Raw genomic sequence first — 18487 nt, forward strand, 5'->3', positions numbered from 1 at the left:
GCGATTGAGAAAAGTTCACCATGTCCGAAGCCAACCAGCCCGCAGAAACCGGTTCCGACGCCGTCAACACCGGCGAAGCCGGGGCCGCCAGCTCCAATTTCCAGCCCACCATCGACGCCCACCAGGCCGGCGCGAGCGAGGGGTATGGCGAGGGTGCCATCCAGATCCTGGAAGGCCTGGAAGCGGTGCGCAAACGCCCGGGCATGTACATCGGCGACACCTCCGACGGCACCGGCCTGCATCACCTGGTGTTCGAGGTGGTGGACAACTCCATCGACGAAGCGCTGGCCGGTCACTGCGACGACATCGTCGTGACGATTCACAGCGACAACTCCATCAGCGTCACCGACAACGGCCGCGGCATCCCGACCGGTGTGAAGATGGACGACAAGCACGAGCCCAAGCGCTCGGCCGCCGAGATCGCGCTGACCGAGCTGCACGCTGGCGGCAAGTTCAACCAGAACAGCTACAAGGTCTCGGGCGGCCTGCACGGCGTGGGCGTCTCCTGCGTCAACGCTCTGAGCCAGTGGCTGCGGCTGACCGTGCGCCGCGAAGGCAAGATGCACCAGATCGAGTTCGCACGCGGCTTCGTGCAGAACCGCATCGTCGAGACCAACGCCGACGGCATCGAAGTCTCGCCCATGAAGGTGGCCGGGGACACCGAGAAGCGCGGCACGGAAGTGCACTTCCTGCCCGACTACGAAATCTTCAAGGAGAACAACGATTTCCACTACGAGATCCTCAGCAAGCGCCTGCGCGAGCTGAGCTTCCTGAACAACGGCGTGCGCATCCGCCTGAAGGACGAACGCAGTGGCAAGGAAGACGACTTCTCCGGTGCTGGCGGCGTCAAGGGCTTTGTCGATTTCATCAACAAAGGCAAGACGGTCCTGCATCCCAACGTGTTCCACGCGCTGGGCGACCGCGCCAGCGACCAGGGCACCAACATCGGCGTTGAAGTGGCCATGCAGTGGAACAGCGGCTACAACGAGCAGGTGCTCTGCTTCACCAACAACATCCCACAGCGCGACGGCGGCACCCACCTCACCGGCCTGCGCGCCGCGATGACGCGCGTCATCAACAAATACATCGAAGAACACGAGTTCGCCAAGAAGGCCAAGGTCGAGGTCACCGGCGACGACATGCGAGAAGGCCTGTGCTGCGTGCTGAGCGTGAAGGTGCCCGAGCCCAAGTTCTCCAGCCAGACCAAGGACAAGCTGGTCTCCAGCGAAGTGCGCGGCCCGGTGGAAGACATCGTGAGCCGCCTGCTGGCCGACTACCTGCAGGAGCGCCCGAACGACGCCAAGATCATCTGCGGCAAGATCGTTGAAGCCGCCCGCGCCCGCGAGGCCGCCCGCAAGGCCCGCGAAATGACGCGCCGCAAAGGCGTGCTCGACGGCATGGGCCTGCCCGGCAAACTGGCCGACTGCCAGGAAAAAGACCCGGCGCTGTGCGAGATCTACATCGTCGAGGGCGACTCCGCCGGTGGCTCCGCCAAGCAGGGCCGCGACCGCAAGTTCCAGGCGATCCTGCCGCTGCGCGGCAAGATCCTGAACGTGGAAAAAGCGCGCTACGAAAAGCTGCTCACCTCCAACGAAATCCTGACCCTCATCACCGCGCTGGGCACCGGTATCGGCAAGGCCGGCAGCGAAAGCGCCAACGGTGACGGCAAGGACGACTTCGACGTCGCCAAGCTGCGCTACCACCGCATCATCATCATGACCGACGCCGACGTGGACGGCGCGCACATCCGCACCCTGCTGCTCACCTTCTTCTACCGCCAGATGCCCGAGCTGGTGGAGCGCGGCCACATCTACATCGCGCAGCCGCCGCTCTACAAGGTGAAGGCCGGCAAGGAAGAGCTGTACCTGAAAGACGGCCCGGCGCTCGACGGCTTCCTGCTGCGCATCGCTCTGAAAGACGCCAAGGTGTCCACCGGCGGCGCGACCAACAACCTGCTCGAAGGCGACACGCTCAACGAACTCGCGCGCAAGCACCAGGTGGCCGAACACGTGATCTCGCGCCTCTCCAACTTCATGGACCCCGAAGCCCTGCGCGCCATGGCCGACGGCGTGAGCATCAAGCTCGACACGGTGGAAGAAGCCGAAGCCAGCGCCGTCGCGCTGCAGGTCAAACTGCGCGAACTCAGCACCACCGGCGTGCCCGCCGAAGTGGCCGGCGAGTTCGACGTGCGCACCGACAAGCCCATCCTGCGCATCAGCCGCCGCCACCACGGCAACATCAAGAGCAGCGTCATCACGCAAGACTTCGTGCACGGCGCCGATTACGCGGCCCTGGCCAACGCCGCCGAAACCTTCCGTGGCCTGCTCGGCGACGGCGCCAGGGTCATGCGCGGTGAAGGCGAGAAGCAGAAGGAAGAAAAGGTCGGCGACTTCCGCCAGGCCATGCAGTGGCTGATCAGCGAAGCCGAGCGCACCACCAGCCGCCAGCGCTACAAAGGCCTGGGCGAAATGAACCCCGCCCAGCTCTGGGAAACGACGATGGACCCGACCGTGCGCCGCCTGCTGCGCGTGCAGATCGACGACGCGATCGAAGCGGATCGCGTGTTCACGATGTTGATGGGGGATGAGGTGGAACCACGGCGAGAATTTATTGAAACCAATGCGCTGCGGGCGGGCAACATCGACGTTTGATCTTGTGTAGAGAGACCTGTAAGCTGAGAAACCGAGGCCCATAAATTGAGAAATTTATGGGCCTCTTCTTTTGCATAGTCTAAGCAATGGCGACCATTCACCCTTCGTACATTGGCGTCACCACGCCAAAGAATGCGCCACCCAAACCTGAAATCGAGGAAATCTACGAAGAGGTGATGGCGGTACTTAGACGATTTAGAGCGGAGTCCATCGTCGACGCAGCACTTAACGACCTTTGGAATGCGCCAAAAGACAAGCTAATGGCAATGCAATCTGCTCCTTGGTTAACCCTACTTTTAGTGAAGTGGGCTGTCCAGGACCCCCGGGTTTTAATTCGAGTGGGGCCAAAAATCTCCCACAATACGTTGCACGAACTAAAACAGCGTCTCTGGAATGCCGAGCCTCCTGCCAGTCGAAAAGAAGACGATTTCAATGTCTACTTAATGTTTCGCACCATTTTCCATTGCCAACTCGAATTCCAGAGAAATGAATCCTGGGGATTCCTTAGGTGGGCCAGTTTAATTGCGCCACTCGACAGAAATCATATCTGCCGCCAACTTTTTCGAGAAGAACTCGGCATTGAACCTAATGACTTCATCGACCTAACATTTTTGATATATGCATCAGTACTTGACGGCAATCTGAAAATCGAGAAACGATTTTTAGCACCCTTCAGGAATCATTTTGGCGCGAAGATTGACCGCATATTCGACTTATACGGCCTTAGTCTTCCAGACTTAAGAATTGAACTTCAGAAGCCAAACACTCAGGACATCTATGGTCGAGGTGAGCTTTACGAATTTCCACACCTTAAGCGATGGCCCCTTGTGAAAGCGAGAAACGGATTCTACTTCTGTTGGCATCCCTTAGTTTTTTCAAGAGGAATAGAAGAGTCCGTTCATCTTCGACTATCTAGACATGGTCAAAGATACACTGATTCATTTAGGGAAGGTCTGCAAAACCGCGGCGCCGTGGGCCGATGTGAGACAGTGACGTCATGAAGCAAATGAGCCTGGGCGAGAGCGGATTCGAGCGCAAGACCAAGAGAACGCGCAAGCGCGAGTTCCTCGACGAGATGAACCTGGTAGTGCCGTGGACCGAGCTGGTGTCGCTGATTGCACAGCATGCACCAACGCCTGGCGCCAAGGGTGGTCGTCCGCCGTTTGCCGTGCGAACCATGCTTCGCATTCACTTCCTGCAGCAGTGGTTCAACCTGTCCGACCCGGCGATGGAGGAGGCGCTGTACGACACGCCCATGTTTCGAGAGTTTGCGGGGCTGGACCAGGGTGAGGAGAACTTGCCTGACGAGAGCACCATCCTGCGCTTTCGCCATCTGCTCGAACAACACAACTTGAGCCTGCAATTGCTTGCCACGGTCAACGCCACCCTGGCCGACAAAGGCCTGCTGCTCAAGAGCGGTACGGTCGTCGACGCCACGCTCATTGCCGCCCCCAGCTCGACCAAGAACAACAGCGGCGAACGCGACCCCGAGATGCATCAGACCAAGAAGGGCAACCAGTGGCACTTCGGGATGAAAGCGCATATTGGGGTCGATGCCGAATCGGGCCTGGTGCACACCGTCAAGGCCACAGCGGCCAACGCGCACGACATCACCCAGGCCAGCGAACTGCTGCACGGCGACGAAACCGATGTCTTTGCCGACTCTGGCTACCGGGGCGTTCACAAGCGCGATGAGGTGATCAAGGACCATCCCGAGGTCCACTGGTACGTGGCCATGATGCCCAGCCATCGCAAGGCGCTGGACAAGGAAACGCCCATGGGCTCGATCATGGAAGCGCTGGAGAAAACCAAGGCGCGCATCCGAGCCAAGGTCGAACACCCGTTCCGGGTGATCAAGCGCCAGTTCGGATATGTGAAGGTGCGCTACCGGGGATTGGCCAAGAACACGGCGCAGCTGCACACCCTGTTTGCGTTGTCCAACATCTGGATGGTGCGCCGAACGCTTTTGAAGGAGACCCGAGGATGAGTGCGTCCGAATGCGGCCAACGGCCACGAATCAGGGCGAAATCGGCCAACAAAGCGCCCTCGTGAGCCTGAAATCGCCATCATTTGAAATTGCATGCATCACCTCGCGCCGTAGCGGGTGTTGTGCAGACCTTCCTTAGCAAGGTTTTCGAAAAGTACGTAATCACTCTTGTTCAGCAGGTGAATTTACCCTATCTTACAGAGAAAGATATTAAACAAAGACTAGGACCGGGAAGTTCGTCGGTCGAAGCCATAATTCAAGAAAAAGACTGCAATATTCTTATCGAAGCAAAGATGAGTTTATTTTCGGATGATGTATTAGTTCAAGAGAATACAAAATCTGCATTTGAGAAAACCAAGCACCTGAGGAAAGCAATCCACCAAGGACAGACCATTAGCAATCTAATCCGAAGCAAGCCAGAGTCTTTCGATGATTGCCCGAACAAGACAACAGACTACTTGATTGTGGTTACCAGCCGGGAACTAATAGTCGGGAATGGGCACCAATTGCTGCGACTCTATTCTGAAAAGAATGCCTCTGATGTTCAGATGCAACATCACGTCAAACTCCCCCTAGAGAATATCTTCGTTATCTCAGTCGAAGATTTTGAAAACCTTACTACCGCCGTGCGGGAAGGAAACCTAAATTTACAGTTGACTCTTGAGCATGCCGTTAGTGCCAACAAGCATCCATCCACATCTCAACTGCTCTTTTCGGATGCAATGAAAAAGCTCAATAGCGAGTGGCGACGCCCCCCTTTAATTGAAGCGGCAGTAGAAGAGTCTATAAAGCGAATGGAGGTGCTTCAGAAAGCCACCAATCTGCTTGAGAAGCAAATGGATAATCAACCCTAATTAAGCACAATTGACTCGGACATTCCCTCGCTGACGCCAGAATAGATACGTAGACGCAGTTTTGAATTAACTCTAAACAGGTGCTATGTACGAGTTGACTGTGTGAAAGCGAGGCGGACCAAGGCCTCTTGCCACTTGTTGGCCAAGGTGGTGTGGTTGCCATAGCCGCGGCGCAGCACGACGCGGCCGAACTGCGCGACAACGCGCAAGGCGTATTCCAGAATTTCTGGGGTTGTGTTGTCGCAGTCCACCAAGACGGCGACGCGCGATTCGTTGTCGGTGTGGTGATTGCTTGCCATGTGTGCTGGCCTCCCTCTGATGGTGAATACATCATAGGTGGCGCCACGCGGGCTAATCTGTCTCCCGCTGCTCAAACCCCTCGAAAACACCCTCCACCTCACCCACCGCAACCCCATCCACCAGCGCCCCGATCGGCCCGCGCTTTGCCCAGCCCACCAACGCCTGCACCGCCTCCGCCGACCCACAAACCACGGCCTCCACACTCCCATCCAGCCGGTTGCGCACCCAGCCGTTCACGCCCAGCGCGCGAGCCTGCTGCGCCATGTTCCAGCGGTAGCCCACGCCTTGCACGCGGCCAGTGATGCGCAGGTGGCGGGTGATGGGCTTGCTCATGGGGGGGTGTCGTTCATGGCGGGCTCCGGGGTGCGGGTTATGCTGACCGACGATACCGCGACGCCATGCCATGGCCTCGCCTCTTTCATCGCGCCGCCCCCGGCGCTCCCCTTGTTGTTCAAAGGAATCGCACAGTGTGGGTGCTATGTCTGTGTGCGGATTGGTGCAGTGCCTGCCGGGACTGGCGCCCGGTGATGGAGGCGCTGGCGGTGCGGCATCCGCAGGTGCAGTGGCGCTGGCTGGACATCGAAGACGAAGCCGAGCTGATGGACGCGGTGGGGCTGGACATCGAGACCTTTCCGACCGTGTTGCTGGGCCGCGAGGGCCGGGCGCTGTACCTGGGCGCGGTGCCGCCGCAGGCGGATTTTCTGGAACGGCTGGTGGCACGGCTGGGGGCGGAGGGCTCGGCGCCGCCGGAGGTGATCGCTCCGGCGGCCGCACTCGCGGCGCATGTCTGGCCGCGCTTGCGCGGCCCCGAGATGCCGCCGCTGTGAACCGCTCGCGCCAGCAGGCCGCCATCCACAAGGGGCTTGCCGACGCTCAGGCGGCAGACGCCGGCAGGCCAAACACCTTGTCGAAGCCGAGGTTGAAGGCGAAGGTGTAGACGAGGAAGAAGAGCGACAGACCCAGGTCGAGCACCAGCGCGTGCCAGAAGCCGATGTCCAGCCACCACGCAAACAGCGGCACCAGCGAGACGATGAAGCCCAGCTCAAAACCGATGGCGTGGGCAGCGCGGCGCTGGAAGCTGCGGCCTCGCACGGTCTGGCGCGCTTCCCAGCGCTCGAAGAGGGTGTTGTAGACCAGGTTCCAGACCACCGCGATGACGGAGGTGGCCACGGCGATCACGCTGGCGTGCTGCAGGCTGCTGTCCGAGCCGGCGGCGAGACCGGTGCTGGTGATGGCAACGGCCACCACCTCAAACAGGCTGACGTAAACGATCTTTCGGCGGATGCCTTGCAGGTTCATGCCTGGGTTCACGCCTGCACCTGCGCCTCGTAGCCCGCTTCCTGCAGCTTGGCCGCGATGTCGTCGGCCGAGATCATGGCGGTGTGGCTGACCCAGGCGGTGTGTTCGGCGAGGTTGACGTCGGCCTGGTTCACGCAGGGCAGGTCTTGCAGTTCGAACATGACGGCGTCGGCGTCTTCCTGCGTGTGCAGGGTGGGGATGTGGAAGGTGGTCTCGGGCATGGGGTTTCTTTCAAACTCCGGAAAATATAAAGCTATCTTTATATAAATCAAGAGAATATAATCATGGGCTTGAGCGAGGTTCGCTGGCATTGTCCATCCGGGTCCTCAAGGCCGGTCGCCCCAGGCGATGCCAGGCCCGTCTCAGTGCGGTGTTCTGCCCCAAGGCGATCACCGCACACCGTTCCTGCGGTGTCCCACAGACATCGCTTTCCCTTGCGCCGCGGGCCTGTCCCGATCTCGGCGCACTCTCTCTGAAAGGCTCATCATGAGCAGCAAACTTTACGTGGGCAACCTGCCCTACACCGCCGACGACGCTTCGTTGCGCACCAATTTTGCCGAATACGGCGACGTGACCTCCGCCAAGGTCATGATGGACCGTGACACCGGTCGCTCCAAAGGCTTTGCCTTCGTGGAAATGGGCAACGCCGAACAGGCCGAAGCCGCCATCCAGGGCCTGAACGGCATGTCCGTCGGCGGCCGCTCGATCGTGGTCAACATCTCGCGCCCGAAAGAGCCGAGCACCGGCGGCTACGGCGGCGGTGACCGCGGCGGACGCGGCGGCTACTGAGCGCTCTCGCGCTCGCAGAAAAACCGGCCATGGGCCGGTTTTTTTTCGCCCGTGTGATGCGGCGCTGTTTCTTGCCGGCGTTCAGGCGGTCGCACGCTCCAGCGCCTGGTCGATGTCCCACAGGATGTCGTCGATGTGCTCCAGCCCCACGGAGATGCGCACCATGTCGGGCGGCACGCCGGCCGCCAGTTGCTGGGCCGCATCGAGCTGACGGTGGGTGGTGCTGGCGGGGTGGCTGATGAGGGTGCGCGTGTCGCCGATGTTGACCAGGTGGCTCATGAACTGCGCGCTTTCGATGAACTTCACGCCCTGCTCCAGCCCACCTTTGACGCCGAAGGCGAGCAGGCCGGAGGCGCCGCGCATCTGCTTTTTCATGAGGTCGTGTTGCGGGTGGTCGGGCAGGCCGGGGTAGTTGACCCAGCCCACGCGCGGGTCGTCTTTCAAATACTGCGCGACGGCGAGCGCGTTGCTGCAGTGGCGCTCCATGCGCAACGGCAGCGTCTCCACACCCTGCAGGATCTGCCAGGCGCTGGTGGGCGAGAGCGCGGCGCCGAAGACGCGCAGGCCTTCCATGCGGCAGCGCATGGTGAAAGCGAAGTCGCCGAAGGTCTCGTGGAACTTCACGCCGTGGTAACCCGGGCTGGGTTCGGTCATGCCGGGGAACTTGCCGTTGTCCCAAGGGAACTTGCCGCCTTCCACCACCACGCCGCCCAGCGTGGTGCCGTGACCGGCGAGGTACTTGGTGGCGCTGTGCACCACGATGTCGGCACCGTGTTTCAGCGGGTTGCACAGGAAGGGGCTGGGCACGGTGTTGTCCACGATCAGCGGCAGGCCATGGGCGTGGGCCACCTCGGCGATCGCGCCGATGTCGAGCACCACCATGCTCGGGTTGCCCAGCGTTTCGGCGAACACGGCGCGCGTGTTCGGGCGGATGGCGGCGGCGAAGGCGTCGGGGTTCGTCGCGTCCACGAAGGTGGTCTCGATGCCGAACTTCCTGAGGTTGACCGCGAGCATGGTGACGCTGCCGCCGTAGAGCGCACCGGCCGCGACCACGTGGTCGCCGGCCTGCAGCAGCGTGGTGAGCGCCAGCGCTTCGGCCGCCATGCCGCTGGCGGTGGCCACGGCCGCGCGGCCACCTTCGAGCGCGGCCACACGTTCTTCCAGCGCCGCGACCGTGGGGTTGGAGAGGCGCGAGTAGACGTTGCCAAAGGTCTGCAGGTTGAACAGGCTGGCCGCGTGTTCGGCGCTGTCGAAGACGAAGCTGGTCGTCTGGTAGATCGGCAGGGCGCGCGCGCCGGTGGCGGCGTCGGGGATCTGGCCGGCGTGAATGGCGAGCGTCTCGGGCTGGAAGTGGCGGTCGGCCATGGTGTCAGCCCTGCTTCGGCCGCTGAGCCGAGATGACCTTGGTGTTCACGCCCGCCCAGTTCAGGCCGCCGAACAATCGCGCGTGCTCGATCTTCACGCAGCGGTCCCAGATGGAATCGAGGCCCGCTTCGGTCGCGATGCGGTCGGCTTCTTCGCTCATCAGGCCGAGCTGTTGCCACAGCGTCTTGGCGCCGATGGCCGCCGCGCTTTTCGCGATGGCGGGGATCTCTTCGACCTTGCGGAACACGTCCACCATGTCCACGGGGAACGGGATGTCCTCCAGCCGCGCATAGCTTTTCTCGCCCAGGATCTCCGGGTAGCGCGGGTTCACCGGCACGATGCGGTAGCCGTGCTCCTGCATGTACTTGGCGGCGAAAAAGCTCGGGCGATGCCATTCGGCCGAGAGGCCGACCACGGCGATGGTGCGGTCGCGCGCAAGGATGCGGCGCAGGGTGGGGATGTCGTCTTGCATGGTGCCCACACAATAACGCCATGGCGACCGAACGCAAGGCACTGCCTGTCATTCACAAGACCCGCTGCACCGGCTGTGGCTGGTGCGTGGCGGTGTGCCCGCCGCATGTGCTGTCGCTCGAAGTGGCGCACTGGAAGAAGTTTTCTCAGCTGCACGACGAGGCCGGTTGCACGGGCTGCGGCAAGTGCGCGGTGAGGTGCCCGTTTGATGCGATCACGATGGTGCGTATACCCGATCTGCCGCCGGCGCGCTGACGCGGCGGCACATGGGCGGAACACGCCACGTCTTCCCCGCGACAGCCTGCACGCCATGCTGCAGTGCGACAAGATGCCCCATCCGCCCACGCCGTGTGGGCGCCACCCCCACCGGAGAAACCCCCATGAGCGATCTGTCGCAACCCGTCCACGCCCCCGTCCTGCTCGACAAACTGCAGTGGCGCTACGCCGCCAAGAAGATGGACGCCTCCAAGGCCGTGCCGCAAGACAAAGTGGACCGCATCGTCGAGGCCGCGCGCCTGGCGCCCACCTCCAGTGGCCTGCAGCCCTACGAGATTTTCGTGGTCACCAGCAAGGCCGTGCGCGAGCAGATCCAGCCCATCGCCTGGAACCAGGCGCAGATCACCGACGGCTCGCACCTGCTGGTGTTCGCCGCCTGGGACAACTACACCGCCGAGCGCATCAACCACATGTTCGACCTGACGAACGAGCAGCGCGGTGGCACCAACGAGGGCTGGGAAAACTACCGCCAGATGCTTCTGAACAGCTACCCGCAGCGCGACGCCGAGGTGAACTTCAACCACGCCGCGCGCCAGGCCTACATCGGCCTGGGCGCCGCGCTGATCGCCGCCGCGTTTGAAGAGGTGGACAGCACGCCCATGGAGGGTTTCGACCCCGCCAAGCTCGACGAGATCCTGAAGCTGCGCGAGCGTGGCCTGCGCAGCGTCGCGATCCTGCCGCTGGGCTACCGCGCCGACGAAGGCGACTGGCTGGTGAACCTGAAGAAGGTGCGCCGCCCGCTGGAGCAGTTCGCGACCGAAGTGAAGTGAAGTGATCCGAGCCTTTGGACGGCGTCAGGCCGCCTGCCGCGCGGGGTGCCCGGTGCGGAACACGCCCACCGAGGCCACCAGCTCGCGCGCCTGATCGTCCAGGCTCTGCGAGGCGGCGGCGGTCTCTTCGACCAGGGCCGCGTTCTGCTGGGTGGCCTGGTCCAGCTGGGTGATGGCCTCGCCCATCTGGCTCACGCCGATGCTCTGCTCCTGCATGGCGCCGGCGATGTCGACCACCAGCTGGCTCACCCGGCGGATGGCGCCGACCACCTCGGTCATCGAAGCGCCGGCCTGGTCGGCCAGCTGGGTGCCTGAACCGACCTGGTCCACGCTCGCCTGGATCAGTTGTTTGATCTGCCGCGCCGCGTCGGCCGACCGGCCGGCCAGCGACCGCACCTCGGCGGCCACCACCGCAAACCCCCGACCCTGTTCACCCGCGCGCGCCGCTTCCACCGCGGCGTTGAGCGCGAGGATGTTGGTCTGGAACGCGATGCCGTCGATCACACCGATGATCTCGGCGATGCGCCGCGACGAGCCGTCGATGCTGCGCATGGTGCGCACCACCGCGGCCACCGTTTCGCCGCCGGCCTCGGCCACCCGCGAGGCGTCGGTGGCCAGCGTGCGGGCCGCCTGCGCGCTGTCGGCCGTGATGGCGATGGCGCCGCCGAGCTGCTCCATCGACGCGGCCGACTGCTCCAGCGCACTGGCCTGCGCCTCGGTGCGGCTGCTCAGGTCCTTGTTGGCGCTGGCGATCTGCGCCGAGGCCGAGCCCACATGGTCCACCCCGCGGTGCACCTGGCCCACCAGGCTGCGCAGCCCGTCCTGCATGGCGCCCAGCGCCCGCATCAGATCGGCCACCTCGTCGCGCCCCTGCACCTCGACGGCCTGCGTGAGGTCGCCGGCCGCGATGCGTCCCGCCACCGCCACGCCCTGCTTCAGCGGGCGCACGATGCTGCGCGCGAGCACCACCGAGGCCAGCAGGCCCAGGGCCAGCGCGGCCGCGCCCAGCCCCAGCTGCAGCCGGTCGGCGTCGCGGATGGCACCGCTCACGGCCTCGCCGCGCTGCTGCGCCAGTTGATCCTGCAGCTTGCGCAGGGTGTCGATCGGCTGTTGCAGGCGCGCCAGCGCCGGCAGGGTCTCGCTGCGCATCAGCTGCTGCGCCTCGTCGATCCGGCCCGCCTGCACCAGCGGCCCGACCTTGACGAAGGAGGCCACGTAGGCGGCGCGGTCCGTGCGCAGCGCCGCCAGCGCGGCTTTGCCCTCGGGCAGCGCCACCAGCCGGTCCAGCGTGAGCAGGGCCTCGTCGATGGCCTTGCGGTTGGTGTCGATGCGCGCCTGCACCACCGGCCACTGCGACGGCTCCACCAGCAGCAGCTCGGCCGTGTTCAGGCCGTTGGCGCGCGTGGCCGTGTCGATCACCGACACCGCACCCACCTTCACCAGCTCCTGACCGATCAGCTGGCTGTTTTCCCGCCCGATCTGCCGCAGCGACAGAAACGCCGAGGCCACCAGCCCGGCAATGAGCAACAACATCAACCCGAACCCGGTCGCCAACCGCGCACCGATCCGGAACCTGGACACACTCCACATGCTTGACTCCTGGCACGCGCACACCGCGGCCTGATGCGGAGTTCTTCGGCGCGGTGCGGGTCGCTCTGAATACTCCTGAAGAACTATGCGGCAGCCAGAATCGAGGTATGCCGTCGCGATCTTCGTCGGGGGAGCGGGCGGCGCGAAAGGGTGCGACTACTGCCCGACCGCCTGCCGGGCCAGCTTGAGAAAACGCGCGCGGTCAGCGTCGCCCAGCGACGGCAGGATGTGATCCTGCAGGCCCCGCACGACCGGCACCAGCGCCTTGAAGATGCGTTGCCCTTCAGGGGTCAGCGACAGTTCGCGCGCCCGGCGGTCGCGCTCGCTCACGACGCGGGCCACCCAGCCCTTCTGCTCCAGACGCTCGATGACGCCGCCGATGGTGGCGCGGTCGTAGGCGATCAGCTCGGCCACCGTCGCCTGGTCCGTGCCCGGGTGGTTGTGGATCGCGTCGAGCGCCGCGAACTGGATCGGCGTCAGGTCAAAACCCGCCGCCTGCGTGCGCTGCACGAAGACCAGGGTGGACTGCTGGTGCAGGCGGCGGATCAGGTGCCCAGCCATGTCGAGTGAGTCCATCCAAGCGCTCCGTTTCCGAGGTTATTGATAAGTATACGTACCGTCTTGACAGCAGATAGTAAGTATAGATATCATTTGCCTACACACCAATCGCTCGCGGTGTCCGTCAACCCAGGAGACAACCCATGCAGTTCTACAAAGATGGCTTCCGCGGAGGCAACCCTGACATCAAGCAGGCCGCGCCCAACCGCCGCAACCGGGGCACCAACGAGCCCCTGCCCGAGAAGGTGGATGTGCTGATCGCCGGCACCGGCCCCGCAGGCCTCTGCCTGGCCGCGCAGCTGGCGCAGTTCCCACAGATCGAGACCATGATCGTCGAGCGCATGCCCACCAACATCATCAAGGGCAAGGCCGACGGCATCAACACGCGCACCATGGAAATGTTCCAGGCCTTCGGTTTCGCCGACAAGGTCAAGCGCGAGACCTACTGGGTGAACCAGACCAACTTCTGGATGCCCGACCCCGTCAACCCGCAGCACATCCAGCGCGTCGGCCGGGTGCAGGACGTGGCCGACGACAGCTCGGAGATGCCGCACATCCTGATCAACCAGGCGCGGCTGCACGAGCTGTTCCTCGAAGTCATGAAGAACTCGCCTTCACGCCTGGAGCCCGACTACAGCTGGGAGATCGTGGGCCTGACCATCGATGAAACCACCGACGACCACCCGGTGACCGTGACGCTCAAGGACGCCAGCGGCGTGAACTGGTGGGCCACGCGCACGGTGCGGGCGAACTACGTGGTCGGCTGCGACGGCGCGCACTCGGCCGTGCGCAAGGCCATCGGCGGCGAACTGCACGGCGACGCCGCGCACCAGGCCTGGGGCGTGATGGACATCCTGGCCAACACCGACTTCCCCGACGTGCGCCAGAAGTGCCTGATCTCGTCGGCGAGCGAAGGCAACGTGCTGATCCTGCCGCGCGAGGGCGGCTACATCTTCCGGATGTATGTCGAACTCGACAAGCTCAAGGACGGCGAGAAAGCCGCGAGCCGCAAGTTCACGCAGGACGACCTGATCTCGGCGGCCAAGCGCATCATCCAACCCTATTCGCTCGACGTGAAGGAAGTGGTCTGGTGGTCGATCTACGACATCGGCCACAGCATCACCGACAAGTTCGACGACGTGTCCGAAGGCTCGGACCGTTGCCCCCGCGTGTTCACCGCGGGCGACGCCTGCCACACCCACTCGCCCAAGGCCGGCCAGGGCATGAACGTCTCGATGCAGGACACCTTCAACCTCGGCTGGAAGCTGGTGCACGTGCTGCAGGGCCGGGCCGATGCCAGCCTGCTGCGCAGCTACTCCAAAGAGCGCCTGACCGAAGCCAAGCGGCTGGTCGACACCGACCACGAGTGGTCGCGCATCATGTCGGCGCCCACCACCCAGGCCGAGCGCGACGGCACCGAGGAGCCGCGCATCATCCGCCAGTTCAAGGCCAACCTCGAATTCACCGGCGGCACTGCGGTGAAGTACGACACCTCCACCCTGTTCGCGCCCGGCACACACCAGGCGCTGGCCCAGGGCGAAGCCATCGGCCGCCGCTTCCACTCCGCCCCCGTGGTGCGCCTGTCCGATGCGAAGCAGATGCAGCTGGGCCACGCCGCCGAGGCCGACGCCCGCTGGCGCCTCTACGCCTTCGCGGGCCAGGCGGACAGCTCGGCCCCGGGCTCGGCGATTCACAAACTGGCCGACTGGCTGGAGACCGACCCGAAGTCACCGGTGGTCAAGCACACCCGAAAGGGCGAAGACATCGATGCGGTGATCGACGTGCGCGCCATCTTCCAGCAGACCTTCGACCAGCTCGCCTACGAGCACATGCCCTCGCTGCTCAAGCCCCGGACCGGCAAGCTCGGCCTGCAGGACCACGAAAAGATCTTCTGCGTGGACCACAAGGGCGCGGGCGACATCTACGACATGCGCGGGATTGATCGAGAGAAGGGCTGCATCATCGTCGTGCGGCCGGACCAGTACGTGGCGAACGTGCTGCCGCTGGATGGGTATGAGGAACTGTCGGCCTACTTCGCCGGCGTGCTGCGCTGAGGTGAGATGAGGTGAGGTGAGGTGAGACAGCGCAACACGCGCAGGACAGATCTCAGAGCCGGCGGAAGTAGGTGAGCTCGCCAATCTTCCAGATGAGGAAGACCGCGCCCCACCGCTCCAACAAGCTCAGGATGGACGAGCGGTCGGTGGCTGTCGCCGACCACATCTTGCCGCCCTCGCCTTCGAAAACGGGGGCGCCGAAAAGGGATCGCAGCATCTCCTCGGCCTCGGCCTTCGTCATGGCGTGAAGGCGCTCCAGCAACGCGCGTTCATCGGGTGTCATGGCTGCGAGCGCCTGGGCGTTGAGCGCTTGCGTCTGGGCGTCGCGCGCTTTCATCTCCTCTGTCATGTCATGACCGTAGCGCCACTTGCTCAGCAGGCCGTCCGAACTCTCGATGCCGAAAATCTCCATCAGTTCGACGAGGTACCCAAGGAACCGATCCTGATCCTCGCCTTCGGTGTTCTCGAACTTCTTCATCACCGGCTTGAACATCCCCAGCACGACCGGTTTGATCTGTCTGGCCGGCGCCAGCTGGCGCAGTGAGCGCGCCAGCTGGTTCACCCAGGCTTCGTACTTGAGGCGGTCTGCTTCGTCCAGGTCGACGAGGTAAAACGGCTCCTTCACGAACTTCTTCTTCGCGATGAAGCGGTCCAGGGCCAGCCTGCGATCGTCGGGGGTCATCCCCTGGCCTGCGGGGTTGGCCCACACGTGGACGGACGCCGCACAGAGAAGGGCGGACAGGAGAAGGGTTCGGCGGGAAGGGTGTGGCATGTCAAGAGTTGTTGATGAAGCGGTGCTCTGAAAGGGCGTTTCTTCAGCCGATCCGCATGGGCACGACGTACATGGTCAAAGGTCCACAGCGGATGGCATGGCTTTAACGAGCCCCCCGGATAAAGCGGACCTTGCCCGACTTCATGCCGATGCTTAGTTCGCCACCACCACCACGCACACCATGTTGGTTGGGCCCGTAGTACACGACCCAATGGGATCCTGCGTCCCGAGCTTCGTACTTCAACTCCCAGGGCGGGGGTGGGCCGCGTTCAATAAACTGGCGACCGAGACAAGCCGCATGCTCCGCCGTAAGCACAGGTGGAGCCGCGCATTCTGCAGGCCATACTGGCAAAGGCAATGCGAGCGTTGTTGCAATGACCAGTGAAACGTGGACGAAGCTAAGGTTCATGAAAGCACCAATGAAGTTCATGGCGGTATTGGCATTTGGACGCGAAACCAGTCCACTGACCGGTCAACCGTCACAGTCTTCGCGAGTACATGAAACGGCCCTTCGCCATCCAGACGAACGCGACGGCACCTCCCTGCATCGTCAGACCCATCGCAGAACTCGCGTCCGGTGTCAGGAACCACATCTTGATCAAGTTGGTGTCGGTGGCTGGTTGGCCAAGAACCGAACGCAGCAACTCGCCGGCGTTCGCGGCCGTCATGCCCTCAAGACGCTTCAACAGTTCGCGCTCAGCGACCGTCATGGCCACCAATGCATTAGCGTTGATCACATCCATGCTGTCGTTCGGGTCGAAGCCATAACGCCACTTGTTGAGGACACCGTCCGAGCTGTCGATGCCGAAGATGACCATCAACTCTTTGAGATACAACAGGAAGCGATCCCGCTCTTCGCTGTCAGCGTTCTCAAACGCCTCCATCGTGGGTTTAAACATCTCCAGCACCACTGGCTTTGTCTGGTCGGCTGGCGCGAGTTCACCCAAAGAGCGCGCGAGGTCGTTCACCATCGCTTCATACCGGAGCCGGTCTGGTTCGTTGGTGGCGCCGGGGTAGCCAGCCTCCTCAACGAACTTCTTTTTCGCAATGAACCGGGCAAGCGCCTGTTGTCGGTCAGGGGTGCTCATCGCCTTCTCCGATGGGTTTGGCCATGAGTGGGTGGACACTGCACTGAGCAGTGCGGACAAGAGGAGCGCTCGGCGTGCGCGAGTTGACATGGTGCGGAATCTCCCTGGAAGGAAGAACATCGTATCCGTTGGCATGGCTCGAACCATCTGCGTCCTTCCCACGAGAACAGCGGAAGCCATCGACGCTTCGGTCCACACCAAAGCATCCGACGGCCAGCCTGCCGCACAGTGGACACCCTGTTCCACCCAGCGCCCAACGACATGCCCATCACTTGCTTCATCCGCTACCAAATCGACCCCTTTCAGCGCGAAGCCTTCCGCCGCTACGCCGAGGCCTGGGGCCGCATCATTCCCCGCTGCGGCGGCGAGCTGCTCGGCTACTTTTTGCCGCACGAAGGCAGCAACGACATCGCCTGGGGCCTGATCGGCTTCGACAGCCTCGCCGCCTACGAACGCTACCGCGCCGTGCTGCGCAGCGACGCCGAAGGCCGCGCCAACTTCGAGATGGCGCAGGCGCAGCGCTTCATCCTGCGCGAAGAACGCAGCTGGCTCGAAGACGTGCCCGGCACGCGCCACCAGCCCCGGCAGGTGGCGCCGTGATCGCGGTCATCCTGGAGGTCGATGCATTCGAAGGCGCCGGGCCGCGTTACCTCGACATCGCGGCGGCCCTGCTGCCCGAGCTGCAGGCCACCGACGGGTTCCTCTCGGTGGAGCGCTTTGAAAGCCTGGCCCGGTCGGATCGCTACCTGTCGCTGAGCTTCTGGCGCGACGAAGCGGCCGTGCGCGCGTGGCGCGGCCACGCACACCACCGCGCCGCGCAGCAAGCAGGGCGGACGGACATGTTCGCGGGGTACCGCCTGCGCGTGACCGTGACCGAGGTACTGAGTGACTACGGCTTGCATGACCGTGCGCAGGCGCCCGAAGACTCGCGGGCTGCGCTACGCTGAGGGCCATGACCAGCACCCCGCACGAACCCCGCCTTGCCCGCGTGGCCGCCATGGTGGCCGACCCGGCGCGCTCGCGCATGCTGGCCTATCTGCTCAGCGGCGAATGCGCCAGCGCCAGCGAGCTGGCCAAGGCCGCGTCCGTCTCACCCGCCACCGCCAGCGGCCACCTGGCACAGTTGCTCGAAGCCCGCTTCGTGGTCTGCGAACCGCGCGGGCGCCACCGCTACTACCGGCTGGCCGACGCCGACGTGGCGCACGCGCTGGAAGCCCTGGCCGTGGTGGCCGAGCGCGGCGAGCACGACAGCGAGTGGTCATCACCCGAGCGGGCGCGCCTGCGCTACGCGCGCTGCTGTTACGGGCACCTGGCGGGGCGGCTGGGCATCCGGTTGTTTGACGGCCTGATGGCGGTGGACGGGCTGCAACCGGTGAGCACGGGTTACACGCTCACCGACAGCGGCCGCGCGTGGTGCCAGCGCCTGGGCTTCGAGCCGCCTCAGCCCGGCAAGAAAAGGCGCTTCGCCTACCCGTGCCTCGACTGGTCCGAGCGGCGCGATCACCTCGCGGGGCAACTGGCCGATCAGCTGTACCTGCACCTGGTGGCGCAGGGTTGGGTGCGGCGTGGGGCGGGGCGGGATGTGGCGGTGACGCCGCTGGGTCACAGGTCCTTGATACCGCTGCTGGGACGAGAAGGCTGAGTCGCGGTGGTTGCTCCAGGG

Annotated in this window: 21 protein-coding genes and 1 pseudogene; 12 read left to right on the forward strand and 10 right to left on the reverse strand. The window is 63.7% G+C overall.

The window, feature by feature from the left end:
* Positions 1-20: 20 nt before the first annotated feature.
* The 4 genes from gyrB to IM738_RS20870 all read left to right on the forward strand — a co-directional run bounded on the left by gyrB (position 21) and on the right by IM738_RS20870 (position 5492).
* Complete coding sequence (gyrB, locus tag IM738_RS20855) at positions 21-2651, forward strand: DNA topoisomerase (ATP-hydrolyzing) subunit B (protein WP_236962943.1); 2631 nt, start codon at positions 21-23, stop codon at positions 2649-2651.
* 86 nt (positions 2652-2737) lie between these two features.
* Entirely contained in the window at positions 2738-3652 is a 915-nt protein-coding gene (locus IM738_RS20860; RefSeq protein ID WP_236962944.1) for a hypothetical protein, read from the forward strand.
* Positions 3649-4638, forward strand: a complete 990-nt coding sequence (locus tag IM738_RS20865; RefSeq protein ID WP_236961435.1) for an IS5 family transposase — start codon at positions 3649-3651, stop codon at positions 4636-4638. The genes IM738_RS20860 and IM738_RS20865 overlap by 4 nt, the downstream gene beginning before the upstream one ends.
* A gap of 89 nt (positions 4639-4727) precedes the next feature.
* On the forward strand, positions 4728-5492 hold the full coding sequence (locus IM738_RS20870; protein WP_236962945.1) for a hypothetical protein: 765 nt from the start codon (positions 4728-4730) through the stop codon (positions 5490-5492).
* Positions 5493-5593: 101 nt separating this feature from the next.
* Here IM738_RS20870 and IM738_RS20875 read toward each other — a convergent pair.
* Together IM738_RS20875 and IM738_RS20880 are read right to left on the reverse strand one after the other, a co-directional pair.
* Positions 5594-5791, reverse strand: a pseudogene (locus tag IM738_RS20875) (NYN domain-containing protein); the annotation flags it as partial.
* A gap of 52 nt (positions 5792-5843) precedes the next feature.
* Positions 5844-6125, reverse strand: a complete 282-nt coding sequence (locus IM738_RS20880) for an acylphosphatase (protein WP_236962946.1) — start codon at positions 6123-6125, stop codon at positions 5844-5846.
* Between the two features lie 65 nt (positions 6126-6190).
* Here IM738_RS20880 and IM738_RS20885 point away from each other — a divergent pair, with 65 nt between their 5' ends.
* Positions 6191-6619 (forward strand): thioredoxin family protein, encoded by a 429-nt coding sequence (locus IM738_RS20885; protein ID WP_272907700.1) that lies wholly within the window; start codon positions 6191-6193, stop codon positions 6617-6619.
* 46 nt (positions 6620-6665) lie between these two features.
* Here IM738_RS20885 and IM738_RS20890 read toward each other — a convergent pair whose 3' ends face one another.
* Positions 6666-7085, reverse strand: coding sequence for a PACE efflux transporter (locus IM738_RS20890; protein WP_236966379.1), 420 nt, complete (start codon positions 7083-7085; stop codon positions 6666-6668).
* A 14-nt stretch (positions 7086-7099) separates the two neighbouring features.
* Positions 7100-7312 (reverse strand): heavy-metal-associated domain-containing protein, encoded by a 213-nt coding sequence (locus tag IM738_RS20895; protein WP_236962948.1) that lies wholly within the window; start codon positions 7310-7312, stop codon positions 7100-7102.
* A gap of 265 nt (positions 7313-7577) precedes the next feature.
* On the opposite strand from IM738_RS20895, the gene IM738_RS20900 reads away from it, so the two are divergent.
* Positions 7578-7880: an RNA recognition motif domain-containing protein gene (locus IM738_RS20900; protein ID WP_236962949.1), complete on the forward strand. Its 303-nt coding sequence runs from the start codon at positions 7578-7580 to the stop codon at positions 7878-7880.
* 81 nt (positions 7881-7961) lie between these two features.
* Here the strand turns inward: IM738_RS20900 and IM738_RS20905 are convergent, their stop codons facing one another.
* The gene (locus tag IM738_RS20905) at positions 7962-9245 is read right to left on the reverse strand and encodes an O-acetylhomoserine aminocarboxypropyltransferase/cysteine synthase family protein (RefSeq protein ID WP_236962950.1); all 1284 of its coding nucleotides are present in this window, start codon (positions 9243-9245) and stop codon (positions 7962-7964) included.
* A gap of 4 nt (positions 9246-9249) precedes the next feature.
* Complete coding sequence (locus IM738_RS20910; RefSeq protein ID WP_236962951.1) at positions 9250-9717, reverse strand: CoA-binding protein; 468 nt, start codon at positions 9715-9717, stop codon at positions 9250-9252.
* A 20-nt stretch (positions 9718-9737) separates the two neighbouring features.
* Here IM738_RS20910 and IM738_RS20915 point away from each other — a divergent pair, with 20 nt between their 5' ends.
* Together IM738_RS20915 and IM738_RS20920 are read left to right on the forward strand one after the other, a co-directional pair.
* Positions 9738-9971 (forward strand): 4Fe-4S binding protein, encoded by a 234-nt coding sequence (locus IM738_RS20915; protein WP_236962952.1) that lies wholly within the window; start codon positions 9738-9740, stop codon positions 9969-9971.
* 125 nt (positions 9972-10096) lie between these two features.
* A complete protein-coding gene (locus tag IM738_RS20920) occupies positions 10097-10762 on the forward strand; it encodes a nitroreductase family protein (RefSeq protein WP_236962953.1) in 666 nt (221 codons plus the stop codon).
* A gap of 24 nt (positions 10763-10786) precedes the next feature.
* Here the strand turns inward: IM738_RS20920 and IM738_RS20925 are convergent, their stop codons facing one another.
* Both IM738_RS20925 and IM738_RS20930 read right to left on the reverse strand, forming a co-directional pair.
* Positions 10787-12352: a methyl-accepting chemotaxis protein gene (locus IM738_RS20925; RefSeq protein ID WP_272907701.1), complete on the reverse strand. Its 1566-nt coding sequence runs from the start codon at positions 12350-12352 to the stop codon at positions 10787-10789.
* A gap of 156 nt (positions 12353-12508) precedes the next feature.
* Positions 12509-12928, reverse strand: a complete 420-nt coding sequence (locus tag IM738_RS20930) for a MarR family winged helix-turn-helix transcriptional regulator (protein ID WP_236962955.1) — start codon at positions 12926-12928, stop codon at positions 12509-12511.
* Positions 12929-13053: 125 nt separating this feature from the next.
* On the opposite strand from IM738_RS20930, the gene IM738_RS20935 reads away from it, so the two are divergent.
* Positions 13054-14964, forward strand: coding sequence for an FAD-dependent monooxygenase (locus tag IM738_RS20935; protein ID WP_236962956.1), 1911 nt, complete (start codon positions 13054-13056; stop codon positions 14962-14964).
* A 52-nt stretch (positions 14965-15016) separates the two neighbouring features.
* Here the strand turns inward: IM738_RS20935 and IM738_RS20940 are convergent, their stop codons facing one another.
* A complete protein-coding gene (locus IM738_RS20940; protein WP_236962957.1) occupies positions 15017-15646 on the reverse strand; it encodes a DUF4844 domain-containing protein in 630 nt (209 codons plus the stop codon).
* Positions 15647-16215: 569 nt separating this feature from the next.
* Entirely contained in the window at positions 16216-16824 is a 609-nt protein-coding gene (locus IM738_RS20945; RefSeq protein ID WP_236962958.1) for a DUF4844 domain-containing protein, read from the reverse strand.
* A 261-nt stretch (positions 16825-17085) separates the two neighbouring features.
* On the opposite strand from IM738_RS20945, the gene IM738_RS20950 reads away from it, so the two are divergent.
* Genes IM738_RS20950 through IM738_RS20960 form a run of 3 tightly spaced genes read left to right on the forward strand, consistent with a single transcriptional unit; the run spans position 17086 to position 18466 of the window.
* Positions 17086-17424, forward strand: coding sequence for an NIPSNAP family protein (locus tag IM738_RS20950; RefSeq protein ID WP_236966380.1), 339 nt, complete (start codon positions 17086-17088; stop codon positions 17422-17424).
* On the forward strand, positions 17421-17771 hold the full coding sequence (locus tag IM738_RS20955) for an antibiotic biosynthesis monooxygenase family protein (RefSeq protein ID WP_236962959.1): 351 nt from the start codon (positions 17421-17423) through the stop codon (positions 17769-17771). Before IM738_RS20950 ends, IM738_RS20955 begins: the two co-directional genes overlap by 4 nt.
* Before the next feature lie 5 nt (positions 17772-17776).
* Positions 17777-18466, forward strand: coding sequence for an ArsR/SmtB family transcription factor (locus tag IM738_RS20960; protein WP_236962960.1), 690 nt, complete (start codon positions 17777-17779; stop codon positions 18464-18466).
* Positions 18467-18487: the final 21 nt, after the last annotated feature.

It is taken from the genome of Hydrogenophaga sp. SL48, from assembly GCF_021729865.1.
Taxonomy (GTDB): domain Bacteria; phylum Pseudomonadota; class Gammaproteobacteria; order Burkholderiales; family Burkholderiaceae_C; genus Hydrogenophaga.